At 47.0% G+C, this 18589-nt stretch carries 17 protein-coding genes; 11 read left to right on the top strand and 6 right to left on the bottom strand.

Annotated features, from left to right (window positions below; genetic code table 11):
* The first annotated feature begins 4 nt into the window (after positions 1 to 4).
* The 9 genes from HOM51_02295 (at position 5) to HOM51_02255 (ending at position 8707) form a co-directional block, all read left to right on the top strand.
* On the top strand, positions 5 to 916 hold the full coding sequence (locus HOM51_02295) for a class I SAM-dependent methyltransferase (GenBank protein MBT5033328.1): 912 nt from the start codon (positions 5 to 7) through the stop codon (positions 914 to 916).
* A gap of 157 nt (positions 917 to 1073) precedes the next feature.
* Positions 1074 to 1595 carry a dTDP-4-dehydrorhamnose 3,5-epimerase family protein gene (locus tag HOM51_02290; GenBank protein MBT5033327.1) on the top strand — a complete coding sequence of 174 codons (522 nt, stop codon included), beginning with the start codon at positions 1074 to 1076 and terminating at the stop codon, positions 1593 to 1595.
* A gap of 6 nt (positions 1596 to 1601) precedes the next feature.
* The gene (locus HOM51_02285; protein MBT5033326.1) at positions 1602 to 2417 is read left to right on the top strand and encodes a transketolase; all 816 of its coding nucleotides are present in this window, start codon (positions 1602 to 1604) and stop codon (positions 2415 to 2417) included.
* Positions 2414 to 3361 carry a transketolase gene (locus HOM51_02280; GenBank protein MBT5033325.1) on the top strand — a complete coding sequence of 316 codons (948 nt, stop codon included), beginning with the start codon at positions 2414 to 2416 and terminating at the stop codon, positions 3359 to 3361. The genes HOM51_02285 and HOM51_02280 overlap by 4 nt, the downstream gene beginning before the upstream one ends.
* Before the next feature lie 26 nt (positions 3362 to 3387).
* The gene (locus HOM51_02275) at positions 3388 to 4332 is read left to right on the top strand and encodes an NAD(P)-dependent oxidoreductase (GenBank protein ID MBT5033324.1); all 945 of its coding nucleotides are present in this window, start codon (positions 3388 to 3390) and stop codon (positions 4330 to 4332) included.
* Complete coding sequence (locus tag HOM51_02270) at positions 4319 to 5845, top strand: radical SAM protein (protein MBT5033323.1); 1527 nt, start codon at positions 4319 to 4321, stop codon at positions 5843 to 5845. The genes HOM51_02275 and HOM51_02270 overlap by 14 nt, the downstream gene beginning before the upstream one ends.
* A 2-nt stretch (positions 5846 to 5847) precedes the next feature.
* Positions 5848 to 6582: an NTP transferase domain-containing protein gene (locus HOM51_02265; protein ID MBT5033322.1), complete on the top strand. Its 735-nt coding sequence runs from the start codon at positions 5848 to 5850 to the stop codon at positions 6580 to 6582.
* On the top strand, positions 6579 to 7583 hold the full coding sequence (locus tag HOM51_02260) for a kinase (protein MBT5033321.1): 1005 nt from the start codon (positions 6579 to 6581) through the stop codon (positions 7581 to 7583). The genes HOM51_02265 and HOM51_02260 overlap by 4 nt, the downstream gene beginning before the upstream one ends.
* Before the next feature lie 95 nt (positions 7584 to 7678).
* The gene (locus HOM51_02255) at positions 7679 to 8707 is read left to right on the top strand and encodes a radical SAM protein (protein ID MBT5033320.1); all 1029 of its coding nucleotides are present in this window, start codon (positions 7679 to 7681) and stop codon (positions 8705 to 8707) included.
* A 78-nt stretch (positions 8708 to 8785) separates the two neighbouring features.
* Here HOM51_02255 and HOM51_02250 read toward each other — a convergent pair whose 3' ends face one another.
* From HOM51_02250 to HOM51_02230, 5 genes are all read right to left on the bottom strand, one after another.
* The gene (locus HOM51_02250) at positions 8786 to 9754 is read right to left on the bottom strand and encodes a glycosyltransferase family 2 protein (GenBank protein ID MBT5033319.1); all 969 of its coding nucleotides are present in this window, start codon (positions 9752 to 9754) and stop codon (positions 8786 to 8788) included.
* Positions 9755 to 9921: 167 nt separating this feature from the next.
* A complete protein-coding gene (locus tag HOM51_02245; GenBank protein ID MBT5033318.1) occupies positions 9922 to 10818 on the bottom strand; it encodes a glycosyltransferase family 2 protein in 897 nt (298 codons plus the stop codon).
* A 3-nt stretch (positions 10819 to 10821) separates the two neighbouring features.
* On the bottom strand, positions 10822 to 12807 hold the full coding sequence (locus tag HOM51_02240; protein ID MBT5033317.1) for a hypothetical protein: 1986 nt from the start codon (positions 12805 to 12807) through the stop codon (positions 10822 to 10824).
* 39 nt (positions 12808 to 12846) lie between these two features.
* Positions 12847 to 13563: an alpha/beta hydrolase gene (locus HOM51_02235; protein ID MBT5033316.1), complete on the bottom strand. Its 717-nt coding sequence runs from the start codon at positions 13561 to 13563 to the stop codon at positions 12847 to 12849.
* A 148-nt stretch (positions 13564 to 13711) separates the two neighbouring features.
* Positions 13712 to 14776 carry an autotransporter outer membrane beta-barrel domain-containing protein gene (locus HOM51_02230; protein ID MBT5033315.1) on the bottom strand — a complete coding sequence of 355 codons (1065 nt, stop codon included), beginning with the start codon at positions 14774 to 14776 and terminating at the stop codon, positions 13712 to 13714.
* A gap of 470 nt (positions 14777 to 15246) precedes the next feature.
* Here HOM51_02230 and HOM51_02225 point away from each other — a divergent pair, with 470 nt between their 5' ends.
* Both HOM51_02225 and HOM51_02220 read left to right on the top strand, forming a co-directional pair.
* Positions 15247 to 16644: a threonine synthase gene (locus tag HOM51_02225; protein MBT5033314.1), complete on the top strand. Its 1398-nt coding sequence runs from the start codon at positions 15247 to 15249 to the stop codon at positions 16642 to 16644.
* Positions 16641 to 17900 (top strand): insulinase family protein, encoded by a 1260-nt coding sequence (locus HOM51_02220; GenBank protein MBT5033313.1) that lies wholly within the window; start codon positions 16641 to 16643, stop codon positions 17898 to 17900. Before HOM51_02225 ends, HOM51_02220 begins: the two co-directional genes overlap by 4 nt.
* 25 nt (positions 17901 to 17925) lie before the next feature.
* On the opposite strand, the gene HOM51_02215 is transcribed toward HOM51_02220, so the two are convergent.
* A complete protein-coding gene (locus tag HOM51_02215; protein ID MBT5033312.1) occupies positions 17926 to 18489 on the bottom strand; it encodes a YqgE/AlgH family protein in 564 nt (187 codons plus the stop codon).
* Between the last annotated feature and the right edge of the window lie 100 nt (positions 18490 to 18589).

The raw sequence follows: 18589 nt of genomic DNA, 5'->3' as shown, positions 1-18589 counted from the left end.
CAGCATGACCGCGCTACCGGAGGAAATTAAAGAGTTAGTGGAAAGACAAGTGCCGTCAACCTCACGGATGTACCGCGACGTTTTGGCATTACTGGAAGCCGCAACCATTCCGTCCCAGCCGTCGGATTCTTGCATAACATTTGCGCCCGAATACATAGAAAAGCCGTTTCCTGGGTTTTCGGAAATCGAACTCAAGCATATGGCCGAACAGCAAAAACATAGTTTTGTATGGGCGGCAAAGGCCGAAACTGTCCGGTGGTTAATACAAAAACATACTCCGTCGGCTAAACGTGTATTAGATATTGGATGCGGAACCGGTTTCATTACAAAGATACTACGCGCCGAACTACCGGATGCGGCATTATTAGCAACAGACATATTCACAGAAGGAGTCCGACTGGCATCTGACGCACTTAAATCCGATGCGTTTGTCTTTCATATGGACGCCTATCGTATTCCGTTTCAGAACGAACTTGATTTAGTGACGAGTTTCGATGTTCTGGAACACATTGACGGTGACCTGGAAGTTCTCAAAAAAATAGCTGCTAGTCTGCGACCCGGAGGAGTATCCATCAATATTGTGCCCCAGCATCCCTGGCTTTATAGCCCTGCTGATGCCCGAGCCAACCATGTCCGTCGATATCGTGTCCGTGAATTAGCCGATAAAACCAGAGAAGCCGGGCTGGATGTAAGTTATGATTCTTCCATCTTCTCCCTTTTGCTACCCGCTGCGGTTGCATCTAGATACAAGTCCAAGATAACAGGGAAATATCACCCGGATGATGAGCATAACCTTCCCACGTTACTCTCGGCGATTTTGGGCGGCATTCAGTCTTTGGAACTCGGTATACTAAAAATGGGAATCCGGTTTCCCATCGGGAATTCAAGGGTGGTTGTCAGTGTAAAATCTGGGTGATCTTGAGAACTTCAATATACTGACATATGTTTCTGCCAGAAATTGATGTGCAGTGTTTGGGAATGCGTGCCTGTATTAGCCACTCTCCTATGTTATCTTATTCGGGAGCGCTCGGAAACACCGCTTCCGAATAAAGTGAATTGGGGAAAAATTGTCCGTGAGTAGTTTAAAGGTACGCAATTCGAATTTGGAAAATGTCCTCATTATTGAGCCTGCAACCATCTATGAAGATTTTAGAGGCTCCTATGTTGAAACTTACAATGAAGACCTCTACCAGGAAGCAGGAATTGATATTAAATTCGTACAGGACGATGTCTCTACTTCCGCAAAAAACGTCCTGCGGGGTATTCATGGTGATGCTGAAACCTATAAATTGATCTCTTGTCCTTACGGTCGGATTTATTTGGTAATCGTGAATTGTGACACACAGTCTAAAAATTTCGGCCAATGGGAATCCTTTTCCCTTTCAGCGCCCAGCAAAACTCAGATATTAGCGCCTCCAAAACATGGCGTTGCGCATTTAGTATTGAGCGACGTCGCCCTTTTCAGCTACAAGCAGTCGACTTATTATAATCGGGCGGGACAATTCAGCTATCGGTATGATGACAGCCGATTCGGCATATTTTGGCCAACCCGTACGCCCATATTATCGGAACGTGACTCCCATGCTGAGGGTTAGCTGTCGATGACGGTAAAGATTGATCTTGTTAAAAAAGCGAACTGGGTCCGTGCGCAAACCCTGTTGATGCATAAAACAGCGCCTGGCGTACGTATTGCTTCCTCGTTGTCTCCGGTCGAAATTTTTACATCTCTCTTTTATGGCGGCTTAATGCAGTTTCGTCCTAATGAGCCACAGTGGCCTGATCGGGACCGCCTCGTTCTAAGTAAGGGACATGGTAGCTTATCGATTTATCCGGTCCTTGCCGACTTAGGGTATATCGAACTTCATGAGTTAGAGAGAGTCGGGCAACCTCAGTCTCGTCTTGGGATCATTCCTGAACCCATCACACCAGGCATTGAGACGACCAATGGTTCATTAGGCCATGGGCTCGGTGTTGCTTGTGGTATGGCAATCGCCCTGAAACAGCTGAAGAAATCTCAAACTATTTTTGTTCTCTGTGGTGATGGAGAAATGAATTCCGGTGCAATTTGGGAAGCGGTGATGTTCGCTGCCCGACAAAAACTCGATAACCTTGTTGTTATCGTAGATGACAATAAGCGCTCGATGCTGGGATACCAGAAAGATATCATGGGCTTGGATCCACTAACGGAAAAGCTAGAAGCTTTTGGTTGGTCAGCGTCAGAGGTTGATGGGCATGACGTCGACGCCCTACAAGAAGAATTAAAAAAAATTAAGGACAAGCATTCCGACCAACCCAAAGCTCTAGTCGCTCACACCGTAAAAGGTCACATGGTTCCGGAGTTGGAAGCAGATCCGATTTGCCATATTCGAGTCGTCGCCCCGGAAGTCATAGATAAAACTCTGAAAGATTGGTCATGAATGCATTGCCAGCAAAGCCAATGCGAGATGTTTTGATTGAGGCCCTCTACGATCGCATGGTCGCAGACGAAAAAATCTTTTTTTTATCATCTGATATGGGAGCACCCGCGCTTGACCGTATAAGGGCAGATATCAAGGATCGTTTCATCAATGTAGGCATTGCCGAACAAAACCTGATTAACGTGGCTGCCGGCCTCGCGATGGAAGGGTTTACCGTCTATACCTATGCGATTGCATCCTTTTATTTCCGGGCATATGAACAAATTCGGATTAATCTCGCATTGCCGAGCCAACTCCGTGAAATGAATGTAAATATGCTCGCGCTTGGAGCTGGGTTTAGTTACGACGTCTCGGGACCAACACATCACTGCCTGGATGATATTAGTGCGATGCGAACGATGCCCAATGTTATGACCATTAGCCCGTGCGACTGGAATGCGGCACTGGCACTCGCCGACTATGCTCCAACCACCCCGCGACCAAAGTATTTTCGTCTTGATGGGAAACCCTTGCCCGCTATTTACCCGGGGCCCGAAGCCATCAATTTCGTCAAAGGATTTACAGAGCTTTGCACCGGCCGGGATGTATGCTTCGTCGCCGTCGGAGTGATGGTTCACCAGGCGCTCAAAATTGTTTCTCGCTATGAAGGAAGCGTCGGGGTAATTGACGTCTTCATGTTAGATAATTGTAACGAAGATGAATTGGCGAGTTCGTTAAGTCACTATTCTACAGTTATTACCCTGGAGGAAGGGTATATTAATCGTGGCGGACTGGATTCTCTTGTTGCAAACCTGATAACCGAACGGGGACTCAATTGCCGGCTGAAGCGCTTTGGCGTGCCAAACAAGTTCGAGCTTTCTCTAGGGGACCGATATATGTTGCACGAGGCAAATAAGATGAATGAATATCACATCACCCGCGCTCTAGAAGCCGCCTTAATATAATTTTCCGTATTATGAGATCTTAAAAAATGACAGAAAAAACCAAGATCCTGATTACCGGCGGCGCCGGCTATCTCGGCTCCATTATGGTTCAAAGCTTTCTCGATGCAGATTATGACGTTACCGTCCTCGATAACTTTTTGTTTAAACAAAACTCTCTTGCCGCGTGTTGTGCTCGTCCAAACTTTAATATCATTAATGGCGATGCACGCGATGAGGCCTTAGTGAAAAAGCATGCTTCAAAAGCCGATGTAATAATACCGCTGGCAGCCCTTGTAGGTGCCCCCATTTGCGCCAAAGATCCCATTGGAGCCACAACTCTGAACCATGACGCCCAGATAATGCTTTTGGACTCGCTAAGCCCCGATCAATGGGTTCTACTCCCAATTACAAACAGTGGATATGGAGTTGGGGAGGAAGGAAAGTTCTGTTCAGAAGAGAGCCCTCTTCGACCGATTTCCCTCTATGGCCAACACAAAGTCGAAGTAGAAAAGCAAGCACTAGAGCGTGAAAACACGATCAGCTTCCGTCTCGCGACGGTCTTTGGCATGGCTCCGCGAATGCGACTTGACCTCTTGGTAAACGACTTCGTTTATCGTGCATTTTATGACAGCGCTGTTGTTTTATTCGAAGGGAATTTCAAGCGAAATTACATTCACATCCGTGACGTCAGCAGAGTTTTTATCCACGGCCTCGAAAACTTTAATACAATAAAAAGCAACGCCTATAACGTTGGTCTCTCTAGTGCAAATTTATCAAAGATTGAGCTTTGCGAAAAAATTAAGGAACACATTCCAAAATTTGTCTTTCTTGAGGCCCCTATTGGCGAAGACCCCGACAAACGGGATTATATCGTCTCCAATGAGAAGGTCGAGGCAACAGGATTTATGCCTAAATTTTCCCTAGATGACGGCATTGAGGAGCTGATCAAAGGTTATACGATGATCCGAAATTCCATGTATGGCAATCTATAGAACTGCTGAAATCGTCACGGACAGGACTAATAATAATATGGATTTGGTGCTAATCAACCCCGGTGGTCGGGGGGGGATTTATCAATCTCTTGGAAATGAGTTAACAGCGATCGAGCCGCCTCTTTGGTGCCGTATAATCGCTGGATATGTGCGGGATCAGGGCTATTCAGTCACGATCATTGATTCTGAAGCGGACAATCTTGCCCCTCCAGCAGTTGCACAGAAAGTCCATGACCTCGCGCCACACTTGATTTGCGTGGTTGTTTTCGGGCATCAGCCCTCCGCCTCCACTCAACAAATGGTTCCTGCGGGAGAAACATGCCGAGCCCTTAAGGATATTGCACCGTCTATTCCGCTCTTGATCGTCGGTGGCCATGTGTCTGCCCTTCCTGAACGGACTCTACAAGAGGAAGCCGTGGACTTTGCCTGTAAAGGCGAAGGTCCGGCAACAGTCGTTCAACTCCTTAAGGCATTGTTGACACCGCCTCTGCAACTGGCCGGTGTTGAGGGGCTTGTATGGAAGAAAGATGGGGAGGAAATTATTGTTAATCCATCGGCTCCACTGACCGTAGATCTGGACAAGGAGTTTCATGGGAGCGCTTGGGACCTGTTGCCGATGGATAAATATCGGGCACATAACTGGCAATGTTTCGGCGACCTAAATGCGCGTATGCCCTATGCATCAATCTATACGTCCCTGGGCTGTCCCTATAAATGTAACTTTTGTTGCATCAATGCGCCGTTCGATTCAAATCGATATCGAATGAGGGACCCCAAAAAGGTCGTCGAAGAAATTGACCTTTTGTATAATGTGTATGGTGTGAAGACATTTAAAATTATTGATGAAATGTTTGTGCTGAATGAACGGCATGTAACGTCTATCTGTGACCTTTTGATCGAACGCGATCTGGATCTAAATATCTGGGCTTATGCGCGGATTGATACAATCAAGCCCCATTTCCTCAAAAAACTACGTAAGGCTGGCTTCCGATGGCTGGCACTTGGAATCGAATCCGGATCGGAGCATGTTCGGAACGGCGCTGCAAAGACTTTACGGTCCGAAGATATCGTTAATATTGTTCGGCAAATTCAAATGGCTGACATTAATGTTATCGGCAATTATATTTTTGGGCTTCCTGGTGACGATCTAGAAACAATGCAACAAACTCTTGATCTTGCCATAGATCTCAACTGTGAATTTGGAAATTTCTATTCTGCAATGGCTTATCCTGGCTCACCATTATACCTCTCAGCAATAGAAGATGGTTTGGATTTACCGCTCAAGTGGTCTGGTTATTCCCAGCACAGTTATGACTGCAAGCCGTTATCCACTGACAATTTAACAGCCGCCGAAATCTTAGAATTTCGGGACACCGCTTTTCATCATTATTTCGAGGGCGAGCGTTATCTCACCATGGCAACGCAGAAATTTGGTTGGGAGACCCGAAAGCATATTGAAGAAATGTCCAAGCATCGATTAAGTAGGGAAATCGTTGAAGTGGCTAAGTCCTGACTATGACACCTCTTCAAGATATTGATGTGGTAATTCTGGCGGGGGGACTCGGCACACGTATCGCGGATACGTTAGGGGATACCCCGAAAGTTCTTGCGCCTATAAATGGACGCCCGTTTTTGGATCATTTACTTCATCATCTAAGAGACTTCGGGTTCTCTCATTTTCATCTTAGCCTTGGGCACCTTGCAGATAAGGTTATCGATCATCTTACCGTTAATGGTCGGGCACCATCTGATGTCGAATGGGTGGTTGAGCCAAAACCTCAAGGAACAGCTGGAGCTCTTCGATTTATTGCAAAAATGCTTTCTTCTGATCCAGTGCTCGTTCTCAATGGCGATACATGGTTTGACACCGATCTAACCGAATTTATCCATCAACATATTCGCGAGGATCGGGAAGCATCTATACTTTGTACTACCGTACCCGACGGTTCGCGATATGGCCGGGTTGAGGTAAATGAAGTGGGGAACGTATTGCGTTTTATAGAGAAAGAAGAACAATTCATCGGATCATGCATGATCAATGCTGGCACCTATCTTCTCTCGCAAAAAATGATTCAGAATATTGTGGATGGTAACGAAATCTCATTGGAAAAAATTTTTCTACAAATTCTACCTTCAAAAAGCGTATGGGCTCACTTGGGAGATGGTACGTTTATCGATATTGGCACACCAGACAGTCTTATTGAGGCCAAAAATCATATAGGCATTGTTAAGAAAGGAACCCCCGCGTGATTATCAGTAGAACACCTTTTCGAGCCTCTCTTTTTGGTGGTGGGTCAGACTATCCCAAATGGTATCGGCAATTCGGGGGGAGCGTTCTCGGGTTCGCCATTAATAAATATTGTTATATTAGTTTAAGGTCTCTCCCCCCCTTTTTTGAACACAAGCACCGTGTTGTCTATTCGCGTGTTGAGACTGTAAATGAACTATCAGAGATTGAACATCCTGCGGTACGTCATATTCTGATTGAAAAGGGTATTAATTCAGGAATTGAAATCCACCACGATGGCGACCTGCCTGCACGCTCTGGAATTGGCTCAAGTTCTTCATTCAGCGTCGGGTTGTTGCACGCATTAGCCGCATCGAACGGAAATATGGTTTCCAAGCAGGAGCTTGCAATTGAAGCGATTCATTTTGAGCAAGAAATTATGAAAGAGCACGTCGGCTCTCAGGACCAGGTATGGGCCGCATATGGTGGCATGAATCGAATTGATTTTTACAGAGATGACAAATTCGATGTTGCTCCTCTGATGCTTAGAAAAGAGCGCCAAGAAAAGCTTATGGGATCCCTAATGCTCTTCTTCAGCGGGGTATCAAGATTTGCGCCCGAAATTGCAAAAGATAAAATCGCCAATCTAAGTCAACGGGAAAACCATATGGTTCGCATGGTGGAAATGGTCAAAGAGGCAGAAGAAATTTTGAGCAATCCAGAACGCGACGTAGATGAAATCGGCTCTTTGTTACATGAGTCTTGGATGTTAAAACGTGAGCTTGCGAAGAATGTAACAACAGAAAAGATGGATTCAATCTACAGCGCCGCGATGGACGCCGGTGCCTTAGGGGGGAAAGTTCTTGGGGCCGGAGGAGGTGGGTTTCTACTTTTTTATGTAAAGCCGGAAATCCAGATGACCGTGCGGGAACGGTTAAAAGATCTTGTATATGTAGATTTCGATATCGATTATTCTGGAAGTAAAATTGTTGTTTTCGAACCAAATGGCTTGCAGAAATTATGATATTCGACTGTCCGGAATTTGCCGATACCATTTGCGTGCGGCAAATATAAAACATGATGTACAAATTTCAAATATTTGTGAAATGACCGATTGAAATGGGTAATGTTTCAAACAAATACCTAGGCTTGCGCATACTTATAATTTCCAGGTTGCTTCTGGGTGGAAAGCTTTCAATTCTCAAAATTTGGAATGCCGTAGTATGTTATGGAAGCTTTTTTCTCCGCCGCAAAACGTCGAGCAAATCACCCTACCTCATAAACTTTGAACTTTGGAATGAGTGTAATGAGAGTTGCGTTTTTTGCCGTTCCGACAATAACGAAATTTATGATAGTAATCCGGGGGGCGACGGTAGTGTTATTTCCAAAGGAAAGTTAAAATTTGAAACCTATTTGAAAGTTCTGGACGAATTTTCCAGCCGGCTCATGCTAGCAATCCCGTATATCAATGGCGAACCGTTGATGTCAAAAGACATATACAAAGCTATTCAAGCTGCAACAGATCGTAAAGTCGGCACGATGATTGCCTCAAATGGCATTTTGTTAAATGAGTCAAACAGCCGCAAGCTTCTCACTGCTGGTCTGGATTGCCTAAAGGTTCATATCAGCGGGTTCACTACTCCAGTTCATTCCATCCAGCATCGTCGTGGCGATGTTGAGAAGATCAAAAAAAACCTGATCCGATTAGTGGAGATACGAAAGGAAGTGGGCAGCAATGCAATCATATTGCTCGATTTCATTAAATACGAACATAACAAACACGAACTAGAACTCGCGCGTAAATTTGCTCAGGATCTTGGAATTCTCTTTAACATACGCCCGGGAAATCCACGAGGAATGGAGTCCAGTGAGCCTCTTCAGTCCACAGCTAAATTGCCAACAGACGTTCCCTGTGCCTGGCTCTGGACAGTTTTAACGATCGACTGGAACGGTGCGGTATACCCCTGTTGTGAACATGTTGTCTGGACGGATGTTCCCGCTTATGGATGGGCGGATAAAGAAAATTTATCGCAAATCTGGAATGGGGCTGATGCTAAGGCAATGCGCACTACACACCTGAGCCAAGGTCGAACGCCCATTCCAATTTGTGCAAAATGCCCCCTTCAGGGCGTAAAATTCAAATGGTAGCTTTGACCCATTCATACGCCCCATAAAATTTCACTGACTTATATTTCAGTTGCTTGAATTTAAAAAATTTGGCCCGAATTAAGATTGTTGCCGACCGTTATCATCTGGTGGCGATTCCTCAAAGCCAATCGTATCATCAATAATATAGGCTGGCCGGCCTTTAACATTGTTATAAATTCTTCCGATATAAATTCCGATCACACCATTTGTGAACAAAATAATCCCGCCAAGAAGCAATGTGACCCCCATTATTGCCGTCCACCCCGGCAGATTCCATCCATTCAATTTTTTGAAAAGAACGACAATAAGATAAAGAAAGGATAAAGCTGAAACGCTAAATCCAATAAATAGCGATAAATATAAGGGGATTTCTGAAAACGAAGTAATTCCCTTCACAAACTCATTCAGCGGACCTCGGCTTTGGAAGAGTGGGAATTTTGTTTCACCGGCAAATCGCGAGTTGCGTTTGTATTCGATGGTTTCCTGTCGGAAGCCGACCCAAGGAATCAGACCTCTCGTATAGGGTTGATATTCATTCAGCTTAATAAGTTCAGCGACCACACGTCGGCTGATCAACTTAAAATCCCCTGCGTTCTCGGGCAAACTTATATCAGATATCCTATTGATTACCTTGTAAGCCCAGCTTGTAATCCACATCTTACCGGCGCTCTCACCAGAACGTTCTGTACGCACTGTATGGACGACATCCGCACCATTATTAAACAGTGCAACCATTTTTGGGATTACTTCAGGAGGGTCTTGCAAATCGGCATCTAGATAAACAACCGCATCGCCTTTTGCGAAACGCATTCCCGCCATCACGCAAGGGGATACACCAAAACGCCGGGACATATTGACTATTTTAATTCGCTCGTCTTTTGCCCTATGAGATTTAAGGATTTCCAGAGAATTATCATCGGAATTGTCGTTTACGAAAATTAGTTCGAAATCAATATCGGCTCCAGATAGCACTGACGCGGTTGTGCTAATCAGTTCCTCCAATACCTTTTCCTCATTTCTGAAAGAGAAAACGACAGAAAGAAGCATCTTTGAAATCCTTCACGCGCATAAAATCATAAGAAAGTGAACTAATACGTTCCTATTCCCAAATATCCTGATTTACAAGCCAGCAAACATTGAGAGTCGGATGCTCTAATGTCCATCAATTGCCCAAAAAGAGCAAACTTTTGATCCCACAGATTCAAACTCAAAAATTAGTGCGTTATAAGCCGACGAATCATACCAAAACAATCTTTTAGGAGCGTAAACGGCGTTATCAAAAAAAATCTAGTCCATCCTAAAAAGGTAATGAAGCCTAAGAACCAGGAAGGGTAACTATCGCTAAAATGCTTATAGAAGTAATAACTGGTACTTCGGGTTTTATGCCAATTAATAAATGTTCTGGAAACATCGCTGGTACTCAAGTGATGCATCACCGGAACATTCCCACAAAAAAGAACCTTGCCGCCCTGCTTTAGAATTCTGACACATAGGTCTGAGTCGTCGAGATGCAGAAATAGGTTTTCATCCATGCCACCAACCCGCTCATAACGGCGTTTAGGGATCACCATAAATGCCCCTGACACCGTTGGAACTTCCTGGATAACATCTGGTGTACCACTTTCGTGCATATGGAACCGACGAAAATATGGATGGTTTGGAAATAGTTTATCAATTCGTGTGATTTCCACGACCGCCCGCCAAGGCGTTAAGACTTCGCGTCTGCTGCCTTGTTGCTCCGTTCCATCTGGATTTTGCAACCTACCGCCGCACAGCCAGGCATCGGACCTTTCTTCAAAAACATCCAAGATTTTTGTAATTGTACCCGGCTGAAGTACACAGTCAGGATTCACAAAGGTCAGAAAATCCCCGTTTGCCTGCTCAGCGCCCATATTGCATCCAGCCGCAAAACCGGTATTCCGACCAGGGTCAATTACTTTGAATTCTTTACGACTATCGGCAAGGCCTTGCAGTTGCTTAACAGTAGCGGCCGAATTCCCATTATTTACGATGAGAATTTCGGTGATTTCAGGTTGCGCTAATACCGAGTCCAAGCAATCAAAAAGAACGGGACCCGTCCAATAAGTTACGATTACGGCGGACACAGTCATGAGCTATTGACCATTTGTAAGAATTTGTTTTTTTAATTTAGGATCAATTGACATATAGCGTTCGATACCTTGATTCAATCCTTCCCGTAAATGCTTCATGCCCAACAGGCGATCATCATATTCAGATGAAACGACCATTGCCGCACCTTTATAATAGTTTCCAACTGGGTCTCCTGGATTTTGATCTAAAATTTTTCGGGTTAATTCTAAAAGCATCGGTGTCTTGCCTTTAGATAATAGGTTGGAGAAAAAAGGAATTAGAACGTCGGTCCGGTGTGGCGCAACCTCCATGGCCCGACCGACCCATTTATCCCAAGAGTTTGTTTTATCTGTTGTGGCAGGCCGCAATTGTATTAGCGAGGGATTATAATAAAGTTCGGAAAAAACAATATTACCTGCGAGCACCAAATCCACGGAGCGCGCGTTCTCTACTCTCTCCTCCAATGCTTGAAGTAATTTAGATATCATTTCGGATTTCGTAGAGTCTGCTATTGTTCTCGCCGGTGGCAGAGCTATTTTCCGAACTTCCGAGCGGACAAAACTGGAAAATGCATTTTCTCCCGCCCTAAAATCGCTGGGGAATTCCCATATTTTACTCGTCGTTGAGGATGCAATAAGATTTTCTTTTGCGTCTACAACTCCTAACCCAAATGCCAGTAGGCGGAGCCCTACACCAACCTGGATAATGAGGAGCCCGATGAAGCATCCCATCACCAAACGAGTAGACGTAGTCTTCTTGCTCTCAACGCCAATACGAATATCCGATACCGCTGCAAGGGCGAGAGCAACGAAGGGAAGACTATACGCCAGTTGAAACCACAAGCTGTTTAATACGGCGTAGGACGCCCCGAAGATCGCCGCATACGGATAAAGCGGGCGCGGAGCATACGCCGGAAGTGCCAGAAGCATCGCGAGTGCCAAGATCGTTCCGGGTAGGCCCATCGCATAAAGCGCTTCGATTAGCCAGTTGTTCGAATGGATATAATTTCGCCATAGAACGTCCCATGTTGGACTTAAAAATGTTTCCCCGACGGTGGTTGCATTCGCAAGAATTGCGTCTCTGGTCTGCCCCCAACCGTGACCAAGCACCAATCCATATAAATCGGAGCCAAGCGCATTTTCCATGACCTGGGTGATAAGGTTGCGCGAGTTCAAGGAAACCGACAAGGTACTAAAAGTACCATAATAAATAAGTATGCTGGGCAATAGAGCACACACGAGGACAATCGAAATACCAAATCGTCGATCCTCGAACAGACCCATTTCGGTTAGTCTAGATTTCGACCACAAGTTACCAATCCAGCCTAACGCTCCAAGAAAGAACACGGCTATGGCTGTTACATTCTGAGAAACTAGGACGGTAAATATACTGATTAAGATAACAAGAATGATGAGAGGCCGGTCCTTATCCCCATCAAGCTTCAGGCAGAAAATTGGAAGCGTGATTGCAAAGTAAGCAACATAGCCATTTACAGAAATGAGAGGCGGCACCTCGTTGTTCAGGAGGGCCCAGCCTTTAAGAGAGGAGGCTGCTAATACAAGGGTGGCTGCAAAGATCGTGACAGCCCGCCAATGACGACTGTTTTGTGCGACACACATCGCACACGCGGTCATCACCGCGAAGTTCGCATACCAAAGAGCTCCCTCGCCGGTTTGCGGCGGTCCTAAAAAGCTGAGAACGGGGAAGTCTGACCCAACCGATACCAGAACGCTCCAAACGAAAATCATACCCAATATAACGACAAACGGGTGATGGATGACCTCATTGAAAAGAGTGCTATTTTCTCTCCAAACAAGAAGCAGTGCGAACGTGCAAAATGCGGACGAGAGGTGAAATGCGACAACCAAGGATTCTGTATTTCGCCAGAACCCAATGCCAAATACATCCAATGTGGAAAAGATCATTGCCACGGAAAGGCACATTGCCGCCATCGGTGCCCGAGCCGTTAAAGTGCCTGATCGGCGGTCACTCGTCTTTGGTAAATCCATGATGCCTATGGGTCATTCTCAGGGGGCCTAGGTATAATGCTATTTGTACTGTTCGAGAAGCGCTGGCCAATTTTTCACCCAGCAGCAATCATGATCAAAATTTTCCAATACAACAACTCGTGTATTTCGGGTGTCGGTCATGTGCGAAACAAAAGACCGAACAATTTCAGGGGCGACAACATCATCACGTGCACCGGCAAAATGAATTTGTGGTATGCGTTGAATATCCAATACGTATTCAACTGGATTCATGGAGCCGTCCAAGGGGGTCAATTTATCTCGCCGTGTCCATAGCTTATGATCTAGATTCGATGAAATTGTTATCAAAGTCGACACGTCTTGCCGCTTACCGGCAAGCAGAGCCGCAATAACGCCGCCACCTGAGTATCCGACTAAAGAAATTTTCCGGGCACCAATTGTTTCTTTTACCCTGTCTATTACCCGACCAATCGCCTGAACCACATTGGATGCGTATCTATGTGTAATCCAATATTTCGGATGACACACCGACAGCTCTGCCTCGGTGAGGTACTGACAAGGCCGTGCAATATAAAGTGCGTTCCCCGGTGGGTGGCGAGTTGCCAGACGGAGAGTGTAGGGATTTAGCGGTGTCGGGTCGGGCGATACACGGTTTTGGTCTAACCATGCATTACCATCACCCTCAATATAAACCGTCAGTAAATCGTCACGCGCTTTGGAAACTCGGAGAAAGCTCGTCAGAACGAAGTCGCCCGCACGAAAAACCTGTTTCTCCATATTAGCGTGATGAGCAACGTTCTCAGCTAATTGCAAAGGCGACTTAAAATAATCACTTCCGCACCCTCCCAGGAGAATTGACAACAAAAAGAAACGGGCCAGATTTCGCAATCTGACCCGTAAACTCTCTCGTATCATGGGTTGAGAATTAGAAATTAATTCTTATCCGCGCACTCGCACCCCATGTCGTCAACTCGTCCTTGAACTGTGTGGACGTTCCAGTTATCGAACCGGAAATATTCTTCCGATTGAAATTGATGCCAGCAGCAAAGGCCGCACCCGCTTCGTCACTTGATGACAGCGTTGTGCCGGTTAAAACAACCGGGCCATTTCTGTTAAGATCGTATTCGAGCCCAGCGCGTAAGAACGGCTCCACGCCTTTAGCGATACTATAGCCTAATTCCCCACTCGCGTTTAACCGTATGAGGTGGATGTTGACATCACCAACTGCAGTGCCGTCACTTTCACTGTACGAATCTTGTTCCTCACCCAAAGCCAAGATCCCAACTTTCGGTGTTATCCTAAGCTTTTTCCGCTGGATATTTCCGGTGAAGTTTGCCGAGCCAAACAGTCTCTTAGCGTTAAAGCTTCCCGTTACCCCATTGGAATTCCTGGAATTGTCATAGTCTAAGAAACTGACACCAACGGATGCATCAACTCCCCAAGCTTTATTAAACTTATACCCAAAGTATGGCGCGATTGTGAAGCCATTTCCCTCGAAGGTTCCGTTATTAAAGGACGTGGTTATATCAACATCCTCATAGCCAAAAGCCAGACCAATCAGAAGATTGCCGTTAAACTTCCGCGGTTTGTAGTCGATACCCGCAACAAAGTTAAATATATCGCCATCGAACTGGCCGCCCGCTTCGTTGTTATCCGCAGTCGTCCATCCCCCTTGAGCCCAAATCCCGGCTCTTTTCGACGCACCACCTGCTGACTTACCAGCGAGCGAGCGCGAATTGAAATAATTCATTTGGCTTCCAACCGTCGTCGGAGTAGGTCCCCCAACACCAAGAGCGCCACCAACTGCGGAAGCGACGATGCCGCCCGTTTGGGAAGCCGCTACTGCTGCGGTTTGAGCCCCTACAACCACTGCTCCTGTCTCTTGACTTGAGGCCGGCGTACTTGCGACCGCATCACTTGAGTTAATAAGCGCGACACCAACTGTCAGCGACAATACTGTTGCAAATAACCTTGAAGGAAAAATCATCATAAAGCCCTAAATATCCGCCGAAAAAAAACAAATGTAAGTCTTCACTTTATGCACGCACGAATGCGAAACATGCCACGATTCGGGTTAATCCTATCACCCTCACACCCGACTTCCAAAAACTCTGTAATGTCTTCAATGCCTTAAGTTTTTTTGTGGCAATTAAGCAACAGTTACGCACGTGGTCTTGAAGCCAGGGTCATCTATAAATCTTAATATTTAATCAACCCGAACCAAACAATTTCTGCATCCTGGCATAAAGAATTTAGTAGTGTCCTATGTTGCTTCCCTTGCAATCACAAGCGAATTCTAACTCCAGAGAAGCATTTGTCCGATGTAAAAGCAGGTTAATATGCCCGCAAGGTCGGTCCGGAACGCCTTGCTAAAATAGCGGTTTCTCGGTGAGCGGCCTTGCTCAGTAAGGGCCACGCCGTTAGGTTGAGCCGCTTTATTATTCGTAGAAAGATACATCCGTGAAATACATCAGCACCCGAGGCCAAGCGCCCGAATTGTCATTTGATGACGTCTTGCTGGCCGGGCTGGCCCGAGATGGCGGGCTTTATGTGCCTAAATCCTGGCCGACTTGGAGCGCGGATGATTTAGCCGACCTGCGTGGGCAGAGCTATCAAGAAATTGCGGTCAACGTCATGACACCGTTTTTGGGGGAGTGTATCGGAGAAGATGAATTCCGCGGCCTCGTTGATCAAGCCTACGCGAGATTTGACGATCCGGATGTCGCCCCCCTGACCAAGCTAACAGCCGATCATTGGCTGCTGGAACTGTTTCATGGACCGACGTTGTCGTTCAAAGACTACGCCCTGCAACTGGTGGGGTTGTTGTTTGATACGGTCCTGAAACAACGCGGTGAAAAAGTCACCATTGTTGGTGCTACGTCTGGCGATACGGGTTCAGCTGCCATCGAAGCTTGCCGCGACCGCGACGCGATTGAGATATTTATTCTGCACCCGGAAGGCAAGGTCTCTGAGGTTCAGCGCCGCCAAATGACCACGGTGATGTCTGCTAATGTGCACAATATCGCCATCGACGGCACCTTTGATGATTGCCAGAACTTGGTGAAAGCCATGTTCAATGATACTTCCTTCCGCGACCGAATTAATTTATCTGCGGTCAATTCTATCAACTGGGCTCGGATCATGGCGCAAATCGCGTATTATTTCTGGGCCTGGAGCCGCCTTGATGCTGATAGCGCTGCACCGACCTTTGCCGTGCCAACAGGAAATTTTGGCAACGTCTTTGCCGCCTACGGCGCCCATCAGATGGGCCTGCCGGTGACAAAGCTCGCCGTTGGATCCAACAGCAACGATATTTTGACACGATTTTTTGCCTCGGGTTCGATGAAGTCGAGCACGGTCAATCCAACGATCAGCCCCAGCATGGACATTCAAATCTCCAGCAATTTCGAACGCCTGTTGTTTGATCTTTATGGCCGGGACGGCAACCACGTGCGCGAAACCATGGATCGGTTTCGGGATACAGGAGAATTTTCGGTTGAGACGGCAGAACTTCAAAGTGCGCTCAATCTGTTCAGCGGCATGCGCCTGGATGATGCTGGGACCAAGGCCGTTATTGGCAAGCTATATCAGGATACCGGCAAGCTGGTTGATCCTCATTCGGCAATTGGTGTTGCGGCAGGTCAAGCGGTCACCGATGGCCCAGTGATTTCGGTTGCGACTGCTCACCCGGCCAAGTTCCCAAATGCAGTGGAAGAAGCCGCCGGTGTTCGTCCCGCCTTGCCGGACCATCTTTCTGATCTGTTGGACCGTGAAGAACGCTATGACACATTGGCCAATGACCTCAGCACGGCGCAGGCGTACGTGCTGCAAAAAACAGGAGACCGCGCCGCATCATGACGGTTCGCACCACAACACTTGATAACGGCCTGCGCATCGTCAGCGATAGCATGGATAACGTCGAGACTGTTTCCACCGGAATTTGGGTGGATGTCGGCACCCGGTACGAAACACCTGAGATCAATGGTGTCTCCCACTTTTTGGAACATATGGCGTTCAAGGGAACCGAACGGCGCACGGCCCGCGAAATCGTCGAGGAAATCGAAGACGTTGGCGGCAATCTGAACGCCTACACATCGCGTGAAACAACCGTCTATCACGCCAAGGTTCTAAAAGAGGATATGCCCCTGGCCGTCGATATCATTGGTGACATCGCACAAAATCCAACATTTGATGTGGATGAATTGGAGCGCGAGCGAGGCGTTATCTTACAAGAAATCAATCAGTCCAACGACACCCCAGACGATGTCGTTTTTGATTATTTTCAAGAGACCGCGTATCCAGAACAAGCCGTTGGTCGACCCGTCCTAGGCAGCACCGAGTTGGTTCGTGATATGTCTCGCGAAACGCTGATGAATTACATGCAAACAAACTACACCGGCTCCCGCATGGTTTTATCAGCAGCGGGACGCCTGGATCACGATACCTTTGTAAAGCTGGCCGAAGATGCTTTTGGCGGCCTGAATAAAGGCAACGGTGCCGATCTGGAAACAGCGAGCTATGCGGGCGGCGATTTCCGCAAAGAACGAGACCTGGAACAAGCACATCTGCTCCTGGGATTCGACGGCATTAGTTATAACGACGATGATTTTTATACGGCTTCCGTCCTATCGACTTTGTTGGGTGGCGGCATGTCATCGCGTTTGTTCCAAGAAATCCGTGAGAAACACGGTCTTGTTTACAGTATTTATTCCTTCCTTTCTTGCTATTCGGATGGTGGTTTGTTTGGCGTTTATGCAGGGTCAGGTGGCGAAGAATCGAGTCGCGTCATACCGTTGGTCTGTGATGAAATGCGTCGAGTCTGTGATGATATCACCGAACACGAAGTCCAGCGCACCCGCACCCAACTTAAGGCCAGCATTCTGATGTCCCTGGAAAGTACCATGTCGCGCTGTGAACAAATGGCGCGTCAGATTTCGGTTTTTGGGCGACCGTTAAGCGTCGAAGAAGTGGTCGAGAAAATCGAAGCGGTGGATGTAGAGGCTGTCAAAAAAGTCGCCCAAAGGATTGTTTCCTCAACGCCGACGTTAACAGCGCTTGGTCCTGTATCAGGTCTGGAAGACTACGAAGAAACAGTCGGTCGCCTGACCGTATAGAAGCTTACCTAGCCGTTTAGGAAGCCTAAGCGTGCCCGGCGTCATCGGACAGCATGCGCGGATCAATTCCTAGTTTGCCCATGCCGCGTTCCCATTTGCCGTCCAGTTCAGGACCGAACACCAAGTCATCGTCAGATGTCACATGCAGCCAGCCGTTCTCCTTGATCTCAGCATCAAGTTGGCCAGGCCCCCATCCCGCATAGCCTAGGGCCAACAAACATTGATCAGGTCCGTCGCCTTCGGCAATCGCCTGCAAAATGTCCATGGTCGTGGTAAGCGCCACCGCCTCGTCGACAGGAACCGTCGCCTCTTGGGTATAGTCCGCCGTATGCAGCACGAACCCCCGGCCCGAATCCACAGGTCCGCCAAAATGAATTTTTATTTGAGGCCGCGCAATCAAGGGCTCAATCCCAAGTTGATTGAGAAGGTCCGGAAACGTCAGCGATTCCAGTTCCCGGTTCACCACCAAGCCCATGGCTCCCTCTTCATTGTGGGCGCACATATAAATAACCGTCTTGGAAAACCGCGTATCTAACATACTCGGCATCGCCAGCAAGAGTTGACCGGTCAGATAAGGACTTTCACTCATAAAAAATTGACCATCCTGAGTTCACCAAATAACCACAATTATTGTGTCATAATTCTTATCTCAGCGGAACCCTCAGCCTCTCGCCCCGTAAAGATATCGT

It is taken from the genome of Rhodospirillaceae bacterium (genome assembly GCA_018660465.1).
GTDB lineage: Bacteria > Pseudomonadota > Alphaproteobacteria > Rhodospirillales > JABJKH01 > JABJKH01.
This window is presented reverse-complemented; position numbering and strand designations above follow the sequence as displayed.